Genomic DNA, 16,388 nt, shown 5'->3' with positions numbered 1-16,388 from the left:
TAGGGTTAATACTTTAATTCACCGAAAGCTTTTAGAAATTGTTTCTAAAAGCTTTCTTTTTTATATTTACCTATAAACTAATCATACCATGAAAACCATTTATCTTTTTATAGCACTTTGTATGACAACCATTTCTCAAGCACAGCTTAAACCTGTATCGTATAACGACGGAAACCAAAAACTTAACGGCTTTGCAGCTATCCCCTCTAAACCGAATAGCAACAATCCCGGCATACTAATATTACCTGCCTGGAAAGGAATAAATAACCACTCTAAAGAAGTAGCTCAAAAACTATCTGGTATGGGGTATCATTCTTTTATTGCCGATATTTATGGTGAAGGCAACTACCCTACCAATACTAACGAAGCCGCACAACAATCGGGGTACTATAAAACCAACTATAAAGAGTATCAAAAAAGAATAACACTGGCATTGGAACAGCTTATTAAATCAGGAGCCGATGCTAATAATATTGTTGTTATAGGCTATTGTTTTGGAGGTACAGGTGCACTGGAGGCTGCCAGAGGTAACCTTAATGTAAGAGGTGTTGTTTCTTTCCACGGTGGGCTGGGTAAAGATACCACGAGAGAAAACAATACCATCAATACAAAAGTATTGGTATTACACGGTGCAGATGACCCATACGTTTCCCAAAGCGATATACAGTCATTCCAACAGGAAATGAACAGCAGTAATGCCGACTGGCAAATGGTGTACTATAGTGATGCTGTACATGCCTTTACCGAAAAAGAAGCCGGCAACGATAACTCAAAGGGTGCTGCCTATAATGAAAAAGCAGATAAAAGAAGTTGGGAACATTTTTTATTATTCTTAAAGGAAGTACTTAAATAACTTTATATCTAAACAACAATACATCAAAAAGCCAAACTTAAAGTTTGGCTTTTTGTTTTTTATTGTATTTTTTTCATAGTTTTAACATTAGAACAATCAATTAACAAACCGCCTCTAATTATTAAAACTATGTCTGGTGATTTACGTACCGAAAAAGAATGCGAAAACTGCGGCTATACAGTAGATGTAGCTTACTGCTCCAATTGTGGACAAAAGAATGTAGAAACACGTCAGAGTTTTTGGCATTTAATAACCCATTTTGCCGAAGATTTTACCCATTATGACAGTGCCTTTTGGAAAACTATTAAATACCTACTGCTAAGGCCTGCAAAACTAACTAAAGAATATCTTGAAGGTTACAGGCAACGCTATGTAGCACCGGTGAAACTTTATATTTTTATAAGTTTTATAACATTTTTTATTCCAAGCCTTTATCCGAATTTTGAAAATCATACTAATGGGTTACTAAATAACGAACATCATACTGAAGAAGTAGTAATACATAAAGAAGTAACCCTAGAGGAGAAAATCAACACTAAACAAAATGTAGGTTTTAAAACGGCTACAATTAACAGTACTGAATTTATTGTAGAAACACCTATGACATACAGTTCTATTAAAGAAATGGACTCCATTGAAAAAATAAAACCAGAACATTTAAGGCTTAGTAAATCTGACTATATATTAGGTAAAAAAATACTAAAACTATATGAGCATAATTCTCCAGAACAAGTAGGAGAAAAACTTAAGGAATCTATTAAGCATAATTTCCCTAAAGCCCTTTTTATATATATGCCGTTTTTTGCTTTTATATTATGGCTTTTCCATGGCAAAAAAAGATGGTATTTTTTTGATCACGGTATTTTCACATTACATTATTTTTCCTTTCTGTTGTTAACATCATTTATAATGATAACCCTATCTAGATTTATAAGTCCGTTAGGAGCGGTATTTGAAGAAATAGTAGTTCCTATTATAATTGGATTAGTAACCCTATGGACAGTATATTACTTTTTTAGATCACATAGAAAAATGTATCATGAAAAATGGATAATTAATTTTACAAAATGTTTACTGATGCTAATCATAAACTTTATTTCAGTACTGTTCTTAACTTTTATTTTTATAAAAATTGCATTTTACAGCCTGCATTAAATTCCTATCTTTAAAGCTCTTAATAAACCAAAATATATTTATGAATAAATTATTGCTGCTTTCGTTGTCCTGCCTTGCAATATCGTGCGGGTCGACAAACACAAAAAATAAAGATTATGTATCCAAATACATGAATACAATTACGGCAGATGATTTAAAAACACATCTTTACATTGTAGCATCTGATGAGATGCAGGGGCGTAATACAGGAGAAGAAGGACAAAAAAAAGCAGGTAAGTACCTTATTAGCCAGTACAAGGCTAATGATATATCGTACCCTAAAGCAGCAGAAGGCTGGTACCAAACCGTACCTTCTGAGTTTATGAGAAGACCGTTTAGTCCTAAGCTTAACGATTCTGAAAACATTTGGGCGTTTATTGAAGGAACTGAAAAGCCGGAAGAAATACTTATCATCTCTGCTCACTATGACCACGTAGGTATGAAAAACGGAGAGATATACAATGGTGCCGATGATGACGGATCGGGTACTGTAGCGCTTCTTGAAATAGCACAGGCATTCATGAAAGCTAAAAAAGAAGGTCATGGTCCAAAACGTTCCATCCTATTCCTTCACGTTACAGGTGAAGAGCATGGGCTTCACGGTTCACGTTACTATTCTGAACATCCGTTATTCCCAATTGCTAATACTATAACCGACCTAAATATCGATATGATAGGCCGCAGGGACGACGACCATAAAGAAGATGGTAATTATGTATATGTTATCGGGTCAGACAGGTTAAGTACCGATTTACACAACATAAACGAAGAGGCAAACAAAAAATACGTTAACCTACAGCTGGATTACAGATACAATGAGCGAAACGATCCAAACCAGTTTTACTACAGGTCAGATCACTACAACTTCGCTAAAAAAGGAATCCCGATTATATTTTACTTTAACGGTGTACATGCTGATTACCATCAGCCAACCGATACTCCCGATAAAATTGAATACGACCTACTGGCAAAAAGAGCCCAACTTGCTTTTGTTACTGCCTGGGAGCTTGCAAACAGAGACGAAAGACCTGTTGTAGATAAAGACGGTAAATAAATCCTTAGATATAAATAAAAAAACTCCGGTACAGTACCGGAGTTTTTTATTTTTTGTTCTTCTTTTCTTTTCTTGAAAAACTGTTACTCACAAAGAGTATTACATTCTCTTTGTTCTTTTTCTTCTTCTTTAAAATATCCCAATTAATAATTACCCCTACTACACAAATAGCCATAAGGGTAACTAGAAGAGATATGTAAATTACATCGTTTAAACTGTCTATACTACCTAATTGTATACTAAAAAAATACAGTGATACAAAAAACATAATAACAGACAGCAGCAGTGAAAACAGCTTCATTTTTCTTTTTCTTTTTTTGCCAGCAATAAAATGTAAGGAATAACCAATATGGTTTTTGAAGGGAAAAGTATATTACCATTTTCATTCCCTCATGCTACCTGAGTTTACCCGCTTACATGTTAACATACTTATATCGGGCAAAATTAGAAATTATTATGTGTTATTAACTTTTTTTTAGGTTAATTTTCTCACTTTAACAGTTATTGAAAATTTTAAAGTTCAGTAACCTTTGTCTTATAAAAGTTAACGTAAAAAAAGTTATCGGGATTAATCCCCTCTTCTATAAATATGTTTTTGATGTGATCTGATTTTTCATCATTATGAGATGCTTCTAACTGTAAAAAATCCAGAAACTCATCTATATGCTTAAATTTAAAACTAAGTCGGGTTTTAAGCGAATACTCTGTAATACTAAACTGAGCCTGCCCCATTTCCATGCCTGCTTCCTGTAAAGCAGCTAATATTATTTTAAAATTCTCTTTCATCACACAGCAATTTATCGTTTAAGCAAAGTATCAATAGTTACACGCATAGCCTCAATAGTATCCCTTTGAGCTTCTATGGTTTTTAGTAGTGCAGCATTTTCCGCCTTATATACAGCAGCTTCCTCCATAACCTTTTGCATTTCTGATGCCGGAGTATGCCCAGTATATTTCTCACTAAGATCATGATTTACAAAATCGTCCATGGAAAACTGGTATTTACTGCAAATTTTCTGGATAGTATCAATTTTAGGATGAGAAATACCTCTCACATATGTACCTACAACACTCTTATTGAGACCAAATTGAGCCCCAAATTCATCTTGTGACAACGAGTACCTGTCACATAAAAACTTTATGTTCCGCCCAATGTAATCGTTCATGAGTAAATAACATTATAATTTAAGCCTATTGAGGGACAGCTTTAACAATGAGATACTATCATAAAGGTACACAAATAAAAAAAGCTTCGGGCACTACTACGAAGCTTTTTTCTGTTTAAATGGAGATTGTTAGCCTCACTACATTTTGTCATCTTCAACAATCTGTACTTTTCCTGTGGGCACTCTCCCACTTTTATCTTTAACAATAAGCACGCCAAAAATGTTTAAAGGTATTTCTATTGGCTCACTTTTCTTTTTAATTTCTTCTACAAGGTGTTCATAATCGGCACTGTTAAGCACTAACGAATCACCTTTTTCAATCTTTTTTGCAAACAGGTAATCCCTTATTGCAGAAACGCTTATGCGACTCCCTATGCTAGTATACTCAGACATGACATTTTCTCTTTCCTCATTATGTCACAAAAATACGTACACTAATTCAAAAAAATACTAAAATTTTACTAATTATTTAAAATTTTAAGAAACTTAAATTTTTTTTTAGCAAAAAATAATAAACATTAGTTAAATATAGATTACATTTTTATTAAAACAAAGATTTCCATGTGTTTTTTATTTAATTTTAGAAAAAAAGTTTGAAAACTATGAAAAGACCCCTTTTATTAACCCTATTTACCGTAATTACCTTACTTACAGTATTTTCCTGTAAAAAGAAAACCGAAGAAGAAAAAGAAATTGAGGAAATTGCCCGTGCAGATGTACATGAACATGATAATATTATACCTATAGACACCACAAAATTTGATGCCTTTTTTCAAAAATATCCGGATTTTAAAAAGTTTGAAGGTGAAATAAAAAAACTATACCGCAAGCACGATCATTATATATGGCATGATGATAAGGGACTCATTGAATTTGCCGATGTACTGCATCATTTATCCTCAAATCTTGAAGAGGAAGGGGTTAAAAAAAATATGCCCTACAAAGATAGTGTAGACCAGTTATTTTTTGCAGGAAACAGTAAGCCCGACACAGAATCTGAACTACTGGTAAGCTCCATGTATTTCTATTATGCCAAGAATGTACTGCAGGGGCTTGACCCTTCAGAAAGTGAAGCGACAGGCTGGTATCTGCCGCGTGACAGGGTAGATTATGTAAGCTACCTTGACACCCTGATGAGAAAGCCCGAACTGATTAAAAAAGACAGAGACGAAGTTTTCACTCAGTATTACAACCTTAGAAAAGGACTTGAAAAATACCGTACTATTGAAAAGAACGGTGGTTGGAATACCAAAATTGCTTTTGAAGACGGTGTAAAATCAATTAAGCCCGGAGATTCATCGGTTACTGTAACAGAGGTTAGAAAAAGGCTTTTTACAGAAGGTTACCTTAAAAACGATTCGGGCAACAAAGTATTTGACGACGAATTGCTTACTGCCATTAACAGGTATGAAAAAGTACATTACAGAAACCAAAGTAAAGCTATCACTAAAGATATTCTTGCTGAACTTAACGTTCCGGTAGAAGAGCGTATAAAAACCATTACCGTTAACATGGAACGTTGCCGCTGGGTGCCATCATCCATAAACAGCGAGAAGGAATACATAGCGGTAAACATCCCTTCATACAGGTTATATTATTTTAGAGATAAAGATACCGTGCTGATCTCTAATGTGGTTGTGGGTAAGGCACTACATAAAACTGTAATTTTTAGCGGAGAAATGAGCTACCTGGCATTTAGCCCTTACTGGAATGTACCTACAAGTATCCTTAGAAACGAAATAGAACCTGCTATTGCTAAAAATCCTGATTACCTAGCCCAACACAATATGGAATGGAACGGTAAGAGTGTAAGGCAAAAACCGGGTAAAAACAACTCTTTGGGATTGGTTAAATTTATGTTCCCTAATTCAAATAATATTTACCTGCACGATACTCCGGCAAAAAGCCTGTTTAGTAGAGAAGACAGAGCCTTTAGCCACGGGTGTGTAAGGGTACAAAAAGCACGTGAACTTGCTATAGCTATTACCTCAAAAGACGGAGGATGGACCGAAAAACAGGTAGATGCCGCTATGCATAAAAGCAGCGAAAACATATACAGGCTCAAGGAAAAAATCCCTGTATTCCTTACCTATTTTACGGCTTGGGCCGATAAGAACGGTAACGTAGTATTTTTTGATGATGTTTATAAACGTGATGACCGACTGGCAGATATGCTTTATATGTAAAAAAATCCCCTCACTTGAGGGGATTTTTTATATAATGTCGGTAATGTAAACCGAAACAGGTTCCTGTAGCAATTCGGCTGACTTTTCAATAAATCCTGTTATATAGGGCTGTTTATTGTGTAAATCAAGGTCTTCCCTACTCTTCCAGATTTCGTGGAAAATAAAAACATGCGGTTCGGTTTGTGACTGATGCAATTCATACTTAAGGCAGGCTTTTTCCTTAATGGAATAAAACACCATTTCCTGCAACATAGCCTTTGTTTCCTCTATCTTTTCAGGAAGACTCTTTACTATGGCGGTTAAATTAATTTGCGGCATGGGTAAAAACTTCTGTAAGGTGTTGGTTATATACTTTAACATCCTTCTCTACATCGGCATTCTTTTCCACGTCATGGAAATGGATACTTTTAAGTGGCTGCATACCCGTAAAAGCATTCATACGGTGAAAACCGAATAATGGCCCTTCATCTACGCTTTTTTCCATAAAAAATTCACCCGGTAAGGTAAAGGCTTCTTGCGGTGCATTCCATGAAGTGGTAAGCATGTATTTCTTACCATGCATCTGCCCTCCCGTACCGTAGTTTATCGCCGGATTTTCAGATGATCTTCCGTCACTCCTGTATATTCCATTGTTATGTCCAACGGTAAATACCTCATCAATGTACTTTTTAAAATTATGAGGCAATTGAAACCACCATATCGGGGTATGATAAATAATCACATCGGCCCAGGTAAACTTATCAACCTCGGCTACGGGATCATAATCATCACTAACATGTGTAACCTGCACTTCATAATCTTCATTATCAGTAAAAAAGGCTACTGTTTCGTTAGCTATGGTTTCATTGAACTTCCCTCCAGAATGACCAAAGCTTTGCCCTCCGTTTATTACAAATATTTTTTTCATTTTATGTTTCCTTTAAAATTTACAATGCAAAGTTATTACGGGGTAACCTATTATAAAAATAACATAATTCATACCTTTGTATTATTATAATAATAGTTTAGCTATGGTAAATTTAGAATGGTATCGCACGTTTAAAACCATATACAAAACCGGGACACTTACCGGTGCTGCCGAAGAACTTTACATCTCCCAACCCGGTGTTAGTCTGCATTTAAGCTCACTTGAAAACTACACGGGGTATAAGCTTTTTGAACGAAGAGGACGCCGAATGATACCTACCGAAAGGGGTAAGGCACTATACAATTTTATTATCGAACCGGTTACCAAACTGGAAGAGGCAGAAAAAAGCTTTCAGCGCAGTACCGAAAAGCATACACCAACAATAAGTATAGGTATGTGCTTTGAAACTTTTCAAACTACACTGGAGCCTTATATAGCTTCCTTTCCGTTTAATATCATTATTAAGTTTGGGGAATATCCTGAAATGGTGGATAGTCTTGAAAAAGGAATACTCGACCTTATTATTACACCTCAGGCTATAAACAGTAAGGATATTGATTACGAGCCTTTTTCATACGAAACCATAGTCCTTGTAGGTGGTAATAATACAGACGATAAAACCCTGAATTCACTCATTAAAAAAGATAATCCTAAAGACATTGAAAAGTGGTTGAAGGAACAAAAATGGTATGGAACAACGGGCGATATGGAACATTTAAGGCGTTTTTGGAAACAAAACCTAGACAAACACCCTGATTTCAGGCCTAACTATATAGTTCCCAACCTCAACTCTATTGTGCGCTGCCTGAGCAGCGGTACAGGGCTTGCTGTTATCCCCGATTTCCTATGCAGAAAAGAGATAGAAAGCAAACAGTTAAAACTGCTTTGGGAAGGAAAAAACAAGGTGGTGAATACCCTAAACTTCGGTACGAGAAAGAAAACAATATATGCCGATGAGATAGAAAGCATCAAAAAAATATTCAGGGAAGAAATGGGAAGGCCATTACCTTAATATTTTAACATTACGCAATTACCTAAATCATAGTTACATGCGCGCTATCGCTTGATATAGTTGCAAAATCGAAAAATATTTCGTAATTTAACAGAGCAAATTTTTGTTAAAAACACCTTATACAATTACTTCAATGAAAACACAAAAAATTGTTATCCTTTCAGCAATACCGCTCTTAATTCTGGCTGTATTATGGATAACCACACAGGCATTCCATATGCTTAGTGCAAAATCAGACACTCAGGTACTGGGTGGTGTGGTTTTGCTGTGTATTACTTTTTTCTTCCTTCTTAAATCAATATTATACATACGTAAAAAACTATTTTAAAAACAATGAAAAAGAGAATTACATTTATTTTTACCGCCATTATTTTAGGCGTATTCATGCTTATTGCATTTATTTCATGTAACGAACGTATAGACGCAGGTTACGAAGGTATCCTGGTTAAACTGTACGGTAGTGACAAAGGGGTTCAGGATGTGAGCCTTGTTACCGGTAGGGTTTGGTACAATCCGCTTACTGAGGATGTATACGAATTCCCTACCTATGTACAAACCATAAACTATGAATCGTTTACGGTTAATGCTAAAGACGGTTCGGTTTTCTCGGTAGATCCTACCCTATCCTTTAAGGTAAAAGACGGACACAGTCCGGTAATATTTAAAAAGTACCGTAAAGACATCAAGGAAATTACCGAAACAACACTGTTCAACTACATTAAGGATGCTTTCCGTATTGAGTTCAATAAGTACAGTACCGACAGTATTATAAGTAACCGAGAAAGGTTTGAGCATTCTATTCAAACCAATATGGGAGACTTACTGAACAGGGAAGGTTTTACGCTGGAACAAATGACGAGCGGTATAGAGTACCCTGAATCAATCACTCAGGCTATTAATGCCAAAAATGCTGCCGTACAACAGGCCATGAAAGTTGAAAACGAGCTTAAAATTGCTCAGGCAGAAGCTAAAAAACTAATTGTACAGGCAGAAGCCGAAGCCCGTGCTAACGAACTACGTAAACAATCGTTAAACAGCCTGCTTATACAACAGCAGTTTATAGAGAAATGGGATGGTAAAACCGCCATATACGGTAACTCCCCTGCTTTCTTTAAAAGTGTAAACTAACAAATTAAAAATAAAACACTTACTATGTAATCCCGAAGCCTGTGCTTCGGGATTTTTGTTTCTTAAAATTGGCTTAAGAAACGGCTACAGGTATACCTACAGTAACAAACCAAGCGTTAATTTGTATAAATTTATAATCATGAAAAAAATACTAATCTTACTATTGCTGATAAGTGCTCCGGCTTTTGCCCAAAACTGGAACAACAATATAGATGATGCCAAAGCGCTGGCCGCTAAAGAAAATAAAAACATTATTCTTGTTTTTTCGGGGTCAGACTGGTGTGCTCCCTGTATAAAACTGGACAGGAACATATGGCAGTCGGATGAGTTTAAAAAAGAATCAGCCGAAAAATGGGTGCTTCTTAAAGCCGACTTCCCTAAAAAGAAACAAAATGCCCTGCCGGAAGCCCAACAAAAGCATAATGACCAACTGGCAGAAAAATACAACCGTGAAGGTTATTTCCCTCTGGTTGTGGTAATAGACAAAACAGGAAAAGTACTGGGTAAAACCGGTTTTAAAAATATATCCCCTAAAGAATACATCGAACTGTTACATTCAATGGAAAAATAGGCCATGACAAAAATAATGTTCTTTTTGCTGCTGCTATGTTTTACAGGCAGCTACGGACAAATAGCCCACAAAAGGAAACTTTCCATGCTGGGAAGCCCTTTTGAGATTACGGTAGTAGCAAAAGATACGGTACAGGCTAACAAATACATAGATCTTGCCGTTGCAGAAGTAAAACGTATAGAAAATATTATATCCGACTGGATCCCCACTACGCAGGTTTCGGCAATCAATGATAACGCCGGAATAAAGCCCGTAAAGGTTAGCGAAGAGCTGATAGCACTTATTGAAAGGGCAATCAGTATATCCAAGCTAACCGATGGGGCTTTTGATATTTCGTATGCCTCTATGGACAGGATTTGGAAGTTTGACGGCAGCATGAAAGAAATGCCATCTCAAGAAGCTATTAAGAAATCTGTAGAGAAAATAGGATATGAAAAAATAATAGTTGATAAAGAAAACAGTACCGTATTCCTTAGAGACAAGGGAATGAAACTGGGAATGGGCGGTATTGGTCAGGGGTATATAGCCGATAAAATAAAAGAACTGCTTTATGCCAACGGATGTACATCTGGGCTTGTAAACGTATCGGGCGATATTAATGCCTGGGGCAAGCAACCGGACGGAAGTCAATGGACGGTAGGCATTGTAAACCCAATGAACAAAAGCAAGGTGTTTGCTATGTTCCCGCTGGAAGACAGCGCTATTGAAACATCGGGCAGTTACGAGAAATATGTGGTGTTTAACGGTAAGCGTTACTCCCACATTATTGACCCGAGAACGGGTTATCCGGCAACGGGAATTGTAAGTGTTTCGGTATTTGCTAAAACCACCGAAATTTCAGATGCACTGGCTACCTCGGTTTTTGTAATGGGTATTGAGGTTGGCCTCAACCTTATAAACCAGCTTAAAGGCATAGAATGCATAATAGTAGACGATAAAGGAAACATTCATGTTTCACAGAATATAGATATAGAGAAATACAAACCATGAAAAAGATACTAATACTGGGCGTAGTGCTAATAGCACTACAATCGTGCAACTCGGTTAAAGAATACGAAAAACAGTATATAAACGATCCCGATATGAAACTATCGGCACGCCCTACCGAACGTTTTGAAACTAATTTTCAGGTATACAGGGAAGCCGCAGCAGGTGCTAACGGAGGAAAAACAGGAGGAGGCTGTGGCTGTAATTAAGCATGAAACGATTTACATTATTTAGCATATTATTATTAACCTCGGTTGCCGCAGTGGCACAACAGGAACAGGATAGCACACAGGTAACTTATAAAAAGAGAGTACTGGAAAGTACCGAAGTCGACTTTTTAATGAGTTACTACCAGCAGGATGGTGTACACTCTGCTGTTGCAGGAGGTAAAGGTATGGAGAAACTGTCTGACGTTACTCCTACTATAGTGGTAGCAATGCCATTGAATGATGACGATGTTCTTACCGTAGATGCCGGATTGTCGGCCTATTCATCCGCATCTTCGGGGAACATCAATCCGTTTGACAGCAGTACGCCCAGTCCGTGGCAGGCAAGTTCAGGAGCATCCGCCTCAGATATGCTTACCTCGCTTGTGGTAAATTACAGCCATAGTTCAGACGACAGAAACGACATTTGGAATGCTCACCTTTCGGGATCTACCGAGTATGATTATTCATCATTAGGCTTTGGTGGTGGTTATACCAAACTGTTTAACGATAAGAATAGTGAAATTAACGTTTCGGGTAATGTATACCTGGACAGCTGGAGACCTATTTACCCTAAGGAGTTACAGGATTTTTACAACAATGGTTACGACCTTAACGGAGGAATATTCAATTACTTTACCATTACCGGTAATACAGATTATAACCCTAGCAGGTTTTCGCCACATCCTAAAAAGAACAGAAACTCCTACTCTATGTCATTCAGCTTCTCGCAGGTGGCAACCGAAAGAATGCAGTTTTCCTTATTTGCCGATTTACTATATCAGCAGGGATTACTCTCTACGCCTTACCAAAGGGTGTATTTTGCCGATGTGGCCGACTCTTTTATCAATGAGTTCCATCTTGCCGATGATATAGAACGCCTGCCGGATAACCGCTTTAAACTGCCTTTAGGGGCACGACTAAACTATTATGTTAACCAATGGCTTGTGGTACGCACCTACTATCGTTTTTATACAGACGACTGGGGGTTAAGTTCACACACTGCCAATATAGAATTACCAATAAAACTGAACGACAGGTTCACGGTGTTCCCCATGTACAGGTATTACACACAACAGGGATCTAAGTATTTTGCTCCATATAACACGCATTTGTCTACAGAGCAGTATTACACCAGTGATTATGACCTTTCAACTTTCGATGCCCATCAGTATGGTTTCGGTGTAAACTATACCGATATTTTTGCCGCAGCAAGAGTTTGGGGCTACGGAATCAAAAACATTGACCTGCGTTTTAACCACTACTCCCGTAGTGATGGTTTAGACGCAAATATCGTATCTTTCGGTATCAAATTTGTACAACAGTAAATTATGAGAATCCTTATAGCAGAAGATGAAAAAGGCATTACCAACTTCCTTAAGCAGGGGCTTGAGGAAGAAGGTTTTGAGGTATTCATTTCTGAAAACGGAAAAGACGCTTATAACGATATAATAGATAAAAACCCCGACCTGATACTGCTGGACTGGATGATGCCCGGCTTTACGGGTATTGAGGTGTGCCGTGCCGTAAGGGCAACCGACACCAAAACCCCTATTATTTTCCTTACGGCAAAAGATACCGTGCAGGAAACTATTGAAGGCCTTAAAGCGGGAGCTAACGATTATATCAAAAAACCGTTTAGCTTTCAGGAACTGGTAGAGCGCATTAACATTCACTTCCGTTATATGCAGGATAGCAACGAACTTACCATAGGTAATACCCGTATTATACAAAACAAGCATCAGGTATGGCATAACGGTAAAGAGGTTGCCCTTACCCAAAGGGAATACGACCTGTTAGTGTACCTAATCCAAAATAAGGGTAATGTTTGCACACGCCAGCAAATAATACAGGACGTTTGGGATATTCATTTTGAATATGACACCGGAGTTATTGATGTTTTTATAAATGCCCTCCGCAAAAAGCTCAACCTTAAAAAAGAGGACGACTTTATTAAAACAGTACGCGGAATAGGCTATATTGCAGAAGAATAACCCATAAAGAATCCCCAGTGAAAGCCATATCGTTTTCTTTTCGCAACCGTATTGCGTTTTATTACATTGTGAGCACTGCCCTGCTTGTGTTTGCCGTGTTTGTGGTAATTTACTTTACTGTGCGTCAAAGCGTATACAGCGATGTGGAACGCGACCTTAGCATTGAGATAGCCGATTTGATGACCGAAATCAGTATAAACGATACAGGCTTTGCCATACAGGACTCACTGGAATGGAAGGAAAAAGAACACAACACACTCGACATTAACCCTATTTTTATTGAGTTTGTAGATACCGATGGTAATTATACCGATAAGTCGCCAAACCTTAAAGAATCGTTCCTGCACATAAAATACAAAAAGAAGCAAACCCTCTCTTACGATACCTGGCTGCAAAACAAGTCGGTTAGGCAGATAGAAGTTCCGGTAATACATAGCGATAAAGTGGTGGGCTATATACTGGTTGCTGCTCCGCTTGAAGATGCCGCTATGGTACTGGATAACCTTAGCAAAATACTATGGATAGCCTATCCCCTTGTATTGGTCGTACTGTTTATTATTGCCCGTATTATTGCCGGGCGCAGTATTAAGCCTGTAGCGTCTATAATGAGTACGTCAAACGATATTACACGCGATAACCTTACCTCACGTATTCCGTTACCGCCAAATAAAGACGAACTGTACACATTATCGCAAACCATAAACAACCTGCTGGACCGTATACAAAACGCCATTGAGCGCGAAAAACAGTTTACCAGCGATGCCTCACACGAACTGCGCACTCCCCTTGCCGTGATTAAGGGAACTCTGGAAGTATTGATACGCAAGCCACGCGACCGTGAGGAATATGAAGAAAAAATAAACTTTTGCATCAGCGAAGTTAACCGCCTTAACCACATGGTAGATCAGCTATTGCTTTTGGCGCGTTTTGAAAACCAAAAACAGTCCATTAAGCCCGAAAGCGTATACCTTAACTCGGTATTACTGGACACGCTTACCCGCTATTCACAAACGGTAAAGGACAAAAACATACAGCTAGTAACCGAATTTGATAAGGACTACTATCATGAAACCGACGAATACCTGTTTTCAATTATTATAAATAACCTTATCTCGAATGCTATTAAATATTCGCCCGATAATGGTATTATAACCGTTTCCATAAACGAAAACGACGGTACCTGTATTACCATAACCGATAACGGTATGGGTATACCGGCGCACGACCTGCAAAAAATATTCAATCAGTTTTACCGCTCTAAAGCTACCGAACACAGTAATATTAAAGGTACGGGCCTTGGGCTTTCTATCGTAAAACGCCTGTGCTCACTACTGGGTATCGCTATTGATATTTACAGCAAAGAGGAAAAGGGTACTACGGTGAGGTTGTTTTTAAAATAAACACTCCTACTCTACTATATAAAAAATCCCAAAGTGTATGCTTTGGGATTTTTTATTACGTGTTTATACGTAATAAGCTATGTGTAAAATACTGAAATTTAACCTTTTGAATATTTAACAAACAAATGTTTATTACATTAGGTAAAATATTTACACTATGTATGAAACTATTGCGAATCCTAATCATGAAGAGTTACTAAAAAAGCAACCTAATATTATTTATAAATATCTTGACTGGAATAATATTTATTATCAAAAAGTACTTACAGAAAATGAGCTTTTTTTTTCGTCTCCTAAAAATTTTAATGATCCTTTCGATTGTAAAATAGAGAAACGATATGATTTAATGTCAAATGATGAAGTTGATATATATCTAGAAAAATTATTAAGATTTAAATCTAAAATAGAAAATTTAAATTGGAGCGATCATAAAATGAAATCTGAACTTTTAAAATTAAAGAACAATACCGATTTTAAGGATTTAGAAAAAATGAAATCGGATAATGAATATCAATTTTCACAAATAAATAATTTTTATAGTGTTTTTTGCACTTCAAAAAAATGGAATAGTATTGCAATGTGGGGATATTATGCATTAAATCACACTGGTATCTGTTTAGGGTTTAATCTAAAAAAGATCTTCTTTTCAGGTAAAATAGGAACTGGAGCTTTAGTTACATATGACGAATACCCTATATTAAAGCCAAATCAATCATTTGCTGAAAAGGCTCATAAACAGGCTTATTATAAATCAAAAGATTGGTGCCATGAAGAAGAATATAGATTAATGACATATAATTTACCTAAAAATATTAACGGATTAGTTCTCGATGAAGAAAAAAACCTGAAAGGCATTAAAATAACTTCAAATGATGATTGGTATGATGAACTATACTTAGGTCTTAATTTTCCTGAAAATATGATTATAGATATACTATCCAAGTGTAAAGCAAAAATTTTGAAAGGAATGAGAGTATATAGAGTAAAAAAAGTTCATTTTCAATTTGCTCTTACAAGAGAGGAGATTGATTATAGTAAATATAAAATATAGTTTATTATATTCCATTCTATCTACATTTTATCATAATCCAATAACCTCAAAATTTATTCTTTATATTTACGGCAAACCACGCTATATATAAATGAAATTTGAAATACCCTTTAACCCTGCCCTTTACAGGGAAAAAACTATTGATGCTTTTAATCACCTTTGGTACACCAGGGTAAGAAACACCCATTTATTACTGGTACAGGCCATATTAATAACCGGTATTGGCGGTTGGTTTTTAGCTTCGGGGCTTGGCGTGGCAAATGCAGGGTATGTGTTTATAGCTGTAGGGTTGCATTTGGCTATCAACTGTATTAACCACTATATAAACATCAGTAAGAACAGAAAAAAACAACACCGTCTTATTGAAGCTGCTGTCCAAAAATGGAAAAACACAACCGGAGTACTGGAGTTTACTAAAGAGGCTTTCCATTATACGACCAACGGAGTGGCAATAACCCTAAGCTGGGACAACTGCACCAGTTTTAAGGTAATCAATAAAAACAATGTGCTGTTGTATTTTGATACATCGGCTACACCGGCATTCATCATCTCTAAAAAGGAAGTAACCCAAGAGGGCTTTAACGATATTATTTCCTTCCTTGAAGACAGGAACTGGTACCCTACTGCCATGCCATCGGTTTAAACACCTGTTTCCCATAAGGGTAACAAACAGGGCTTCTTTATAAAAATTCGCTATTTTTACATCACAAAACTGCTG

At 36.8% G+C, this 16,388-nt stretch carries 21 protein-coding genes; 15 read left to right on the top strand and 6 right to left on the bottom strand.

Going from position 1 to position 16,388, the window contains the following annotated elements; genetic code table 11:
- Positions 1-88: 88 nt before the first annotated feature.
- From Q763_RS09965 to Q763_RS09955, 3 genes are all read left to right on the top strand, one after another.
- Positions 89-853 carry a dienelactone hydrolase family protein gene (locus Q763_RS09965; protein ID WP_035133737.1) on the top strand — a complete coding sequence of 255 codons (765 nt, stop codon included), beginning with the start codon at positions 89-91 and terminating at the stop codon, positions 851-853.
- Positions 854-982: 129 nt separating this feature from the next.
- Complete coding sequence (locus Q763_RS09960; protein ID WP_035133735.1) at positions 983-2,008, top strand: DUF3667 domain-containing protein; 1,026 nt, start codon at positions 983-985, stop codon at positions 2,006-2,008.
- A gap of 40 nt (positions 2,009-2,048) precedes the next feature.
- Positions 2,049-3,062 carry a M28 family metallopeptidase gene (locus Q763_RS09955; RefSeq protein ID WP_035133734.1) on the top strand — a complete coding sequence of 338 codons (1,014 nt, stop codon included), beginning with the start codon at positions 2,049-2,051 and terminating at the stop codon, positions 3,060-3,062.
- 46 nt (positions 3,063-3,108) lie between these two features.
- On the opposite strand, the gene Q763_RS09950 is transcribed toward Q763_RS09955, so the two are convergent.
- The 4 genes from Q763_RS09950 to Q763_RS09935 form a co-directional block, all read right to left on the bottom strand.
- A complete protein-coding gene (locus tag Q763_RS09950) occupies positions 3,109-3,363 on the bottom strand; it encodes a hypothetical protein (RefSeq protein ID WP_035133732.1) in 255 nt (84 codons plus the stop codon).
- 212 nt (positions 3,364-3,575) lie between these two features.
- Entirely contained in the window at positions 3,576-3,848 is a 273-nt protein-coding gene (locus Q763_RS09945; protein ID WP_035133730.1) for a hypothetical protein, read from the bottom strand.
- 11 nt (positions 3,849-3,859) lie between these two features.
- Positions 3,860-4,228, bottom strand: a complete 369-nt coding sequence (locus Q763_RS09940) for a helix-turn-helix domain-containing protein (RefSeq protein WP_035133728.1) — start codon at positions 4,226-4,228, stop codon at positions 3,860-3,862.
- A 138-nt stretch (positions 4,229-4,366) separates the two neighbouring features.
- Positions 4,367-4,621, bottom strand: a complete 255-nt coding sequence (locus tag Q763_RS09935) for a hypothetical protein (protein ID WP_035133725.1) — start codon at positions 4,619-4,621, stop codon at positions 4,367-4,369.
- A gap of 209 nt (positions 4,622-4,830) precedes the next feature.
- Here Q763_RS09935 and Q763_RS09930 point away from each other — a divergent pair, with 209 nt between their 5' ends.
- Complete coding sequence (locus tag Q763_RS09930) at positions 4,831-6,414, top strand: L,D-transpeptidase family protein (protein ID WP_035133723.1); 1,584 nt, start codon at positions 4,831-4,833, stop codon at positions 6,412-6,414.
- Between the two features lie 27 nt (positions 6,415-6,441).
- On the opposite strand, the gene Q763_RS09925 is transcribed toward Q763_RS09930, so the two are convergent.
- On the bottom strand, positions 6,442-6,732 hold the full coding sequence (locus tag Q763_RS09925; protein ID WP_035133721.1) for a putative quinol monooxygenase: 291 nt from the start codon (positions 6,730-6,732) through the stop codon (positions 6,442-6,444).
- Positions 6,719-7,321: an NAD(P)H-dependent oxidoreductase gene (locus tag Q763_RS09920; RefSeq protein ID WP_035133719.1), complete on the bottom strand. Its 603-nt coding sequence runs from the start codon at positions 7,319-7,321 to the stop codon at positions 6,719-6,721. Before Q763_RS09920 ends, Q763_RS09925 begins: the two co-directional genes overlap by 14 nt.
- Before the next feature lie 103 nt (positions 7,322-7,424).
- Between Q763_RS09920 and Q763_RS09915 the strand changes: the two genes are divergently transcribed.
- The 11 genes from Q763_RS09915 to Q763_RS09865 all read left to right on the top strand — a co-directional run bounded on the left by Q763_RS09915 (position 7,425) and on the right by Q763_RS09865 (position 16,313).
- Positions 7,425-8,333 carry a LysR family transcriptional regulator gene (locus Q763_RS09915; RefSeq protein ID WP_035133717.1) on the top strand — a complete coding sequence of 303 codons (909 nt, stop codon included), beginning with the start codon at positions 7,425-7,427 and terminating at the stop codon, positions 8,331-8,333.
- A gap of 133 nt (positions 8,334-8,466) precedes the next feature.
- Positions 8,467-8,661: a hypothetical protein gene (locus Q763_RS09910; RefSeq protein WP_035133715.1), complete on the top strand. Its 195-nt coding sequence runs from the start codon at positions 8,467-8,469 to the stop codon at positions 8,659-8,661.
- Positions 8,662-8,666: 5 nt separating this feature from the next.
- Positions 8,667-9,461, top strand: coding sequence for a prohibitin family protein (locus Q763_RS09905; RefSeq protein WP_052123361.1), 795 nt, complete (start codon positions 8,667-8,669; stop codon positions 9,459-9,461).
- 139 nt (positions 9,462-9,600) lie between these two features.
- Entirely contained in the window at positions 9,601-10,032 is a 432-nt protein-coding gene (locus Q763_RS09900) for a thioredoxin family protein (RefSeq protein ID WP_035133714.1), read from the top strand.
- A gap of 3 nt (positions 10,033-10,035) precedes the next feature.
- Positions 10,036-11,022 (top strand): FAD:protein FMN transferase, encoded by a 987-nt coding sequence (locus tag Q763_RS09895; protein ID WP_035133712.1) that lies wholly within the window; start codon positions 10,036-10,038, stop codon positions 11,020-11,022.
- A complete protein-coding gene (locus Q763_RS09890) occupies positions 11,019-11,228 on the top strand; it encodes a DUF4266 domain-containing protein (RefSeq protein ID WP_198133456.1) in 210 nt (69 codons plus the stop codon). The genes Q763_RS09895 and Q763_RS09890 overlap by 4 nt, the downstream gene beginning before the upstream one ends.
- 2 nt (positions 11,229-11,230) lie before the next feature.
- Positions 11,231-12,553 carry a DUF3570 domain-containing protein gene (locus Q763_RS09885; protein WP_035133710.1) on the top strand — a complete coding sequence of 441 codons (1,323 nt, stop codon included), beginning with the start codon at positions 11,231-11,233 and terminating at the stop codon, positions 12,551-12,553.
- Between the two features lie 3 nt (positions 12,554-12,556).
- The gene (locus Q763_RS09880) at positions 12,557-13,219 is read left to right on the top strand and encodes a response regulator transcription factor (RefSeq protein WP_035133708.1); all 663 of its coding nucleotides are present in this window, start codon (positions 12,557-12,559) and stop codon (positions 13,217-13,219) included.
- A gap of 17 nt (positions 13,220-13,236) precedes the next feature.
- Positions 13,237-14,619, top strand: coding sequence for a sensor histidine kinase (locus Q763_RS09875; protein WP_035133706.1), 1,383 nt, complete (start codon positions 13,237-13,239; stop codon positions 14,617-14,619).
- A 157-nt stretch (positions 14,620-14,776) separates the two neighbouring features.
- Complete coding sequence (locus Q763_RS09870) at positions 14,777-15,670, top strand: DUF2971 domain-containing protein (RefSeq protein ID WP_035133704.1); 894 nt, start codon at positions 14,777-14,779, stop codon at positions 15,668-15,670.
- 91 nt (positions 15,671-15,761) lie between these two features.
- On the top strand, positions 15,762-16,313 hold the full coding sequence (locus Q763_RS09865; RefSeq protein ID WP_035133702.1) for a hypothetical protein: 552 nt from the start codon (positions 15,762-15,764) through the stop codon (positions 16,311-16,313).
- Positions 16,314-16,388: the final 75 nt, after the last annotated feature.

This window comes from Flavobacterium beibuense F44-8 (genome assembly GCF_000769915.1).
GTDB lineage: Bacteria > Bacteroidota > Bacteroidia > Flavobacteriales > Flavobacteriaceae > Flavobacterium > Flavobacterium beibuense.
Note: the sequence above shows the minus strand (reverse complement) of the source record. Positions and strands in the feature narration are given on the sequence as shown.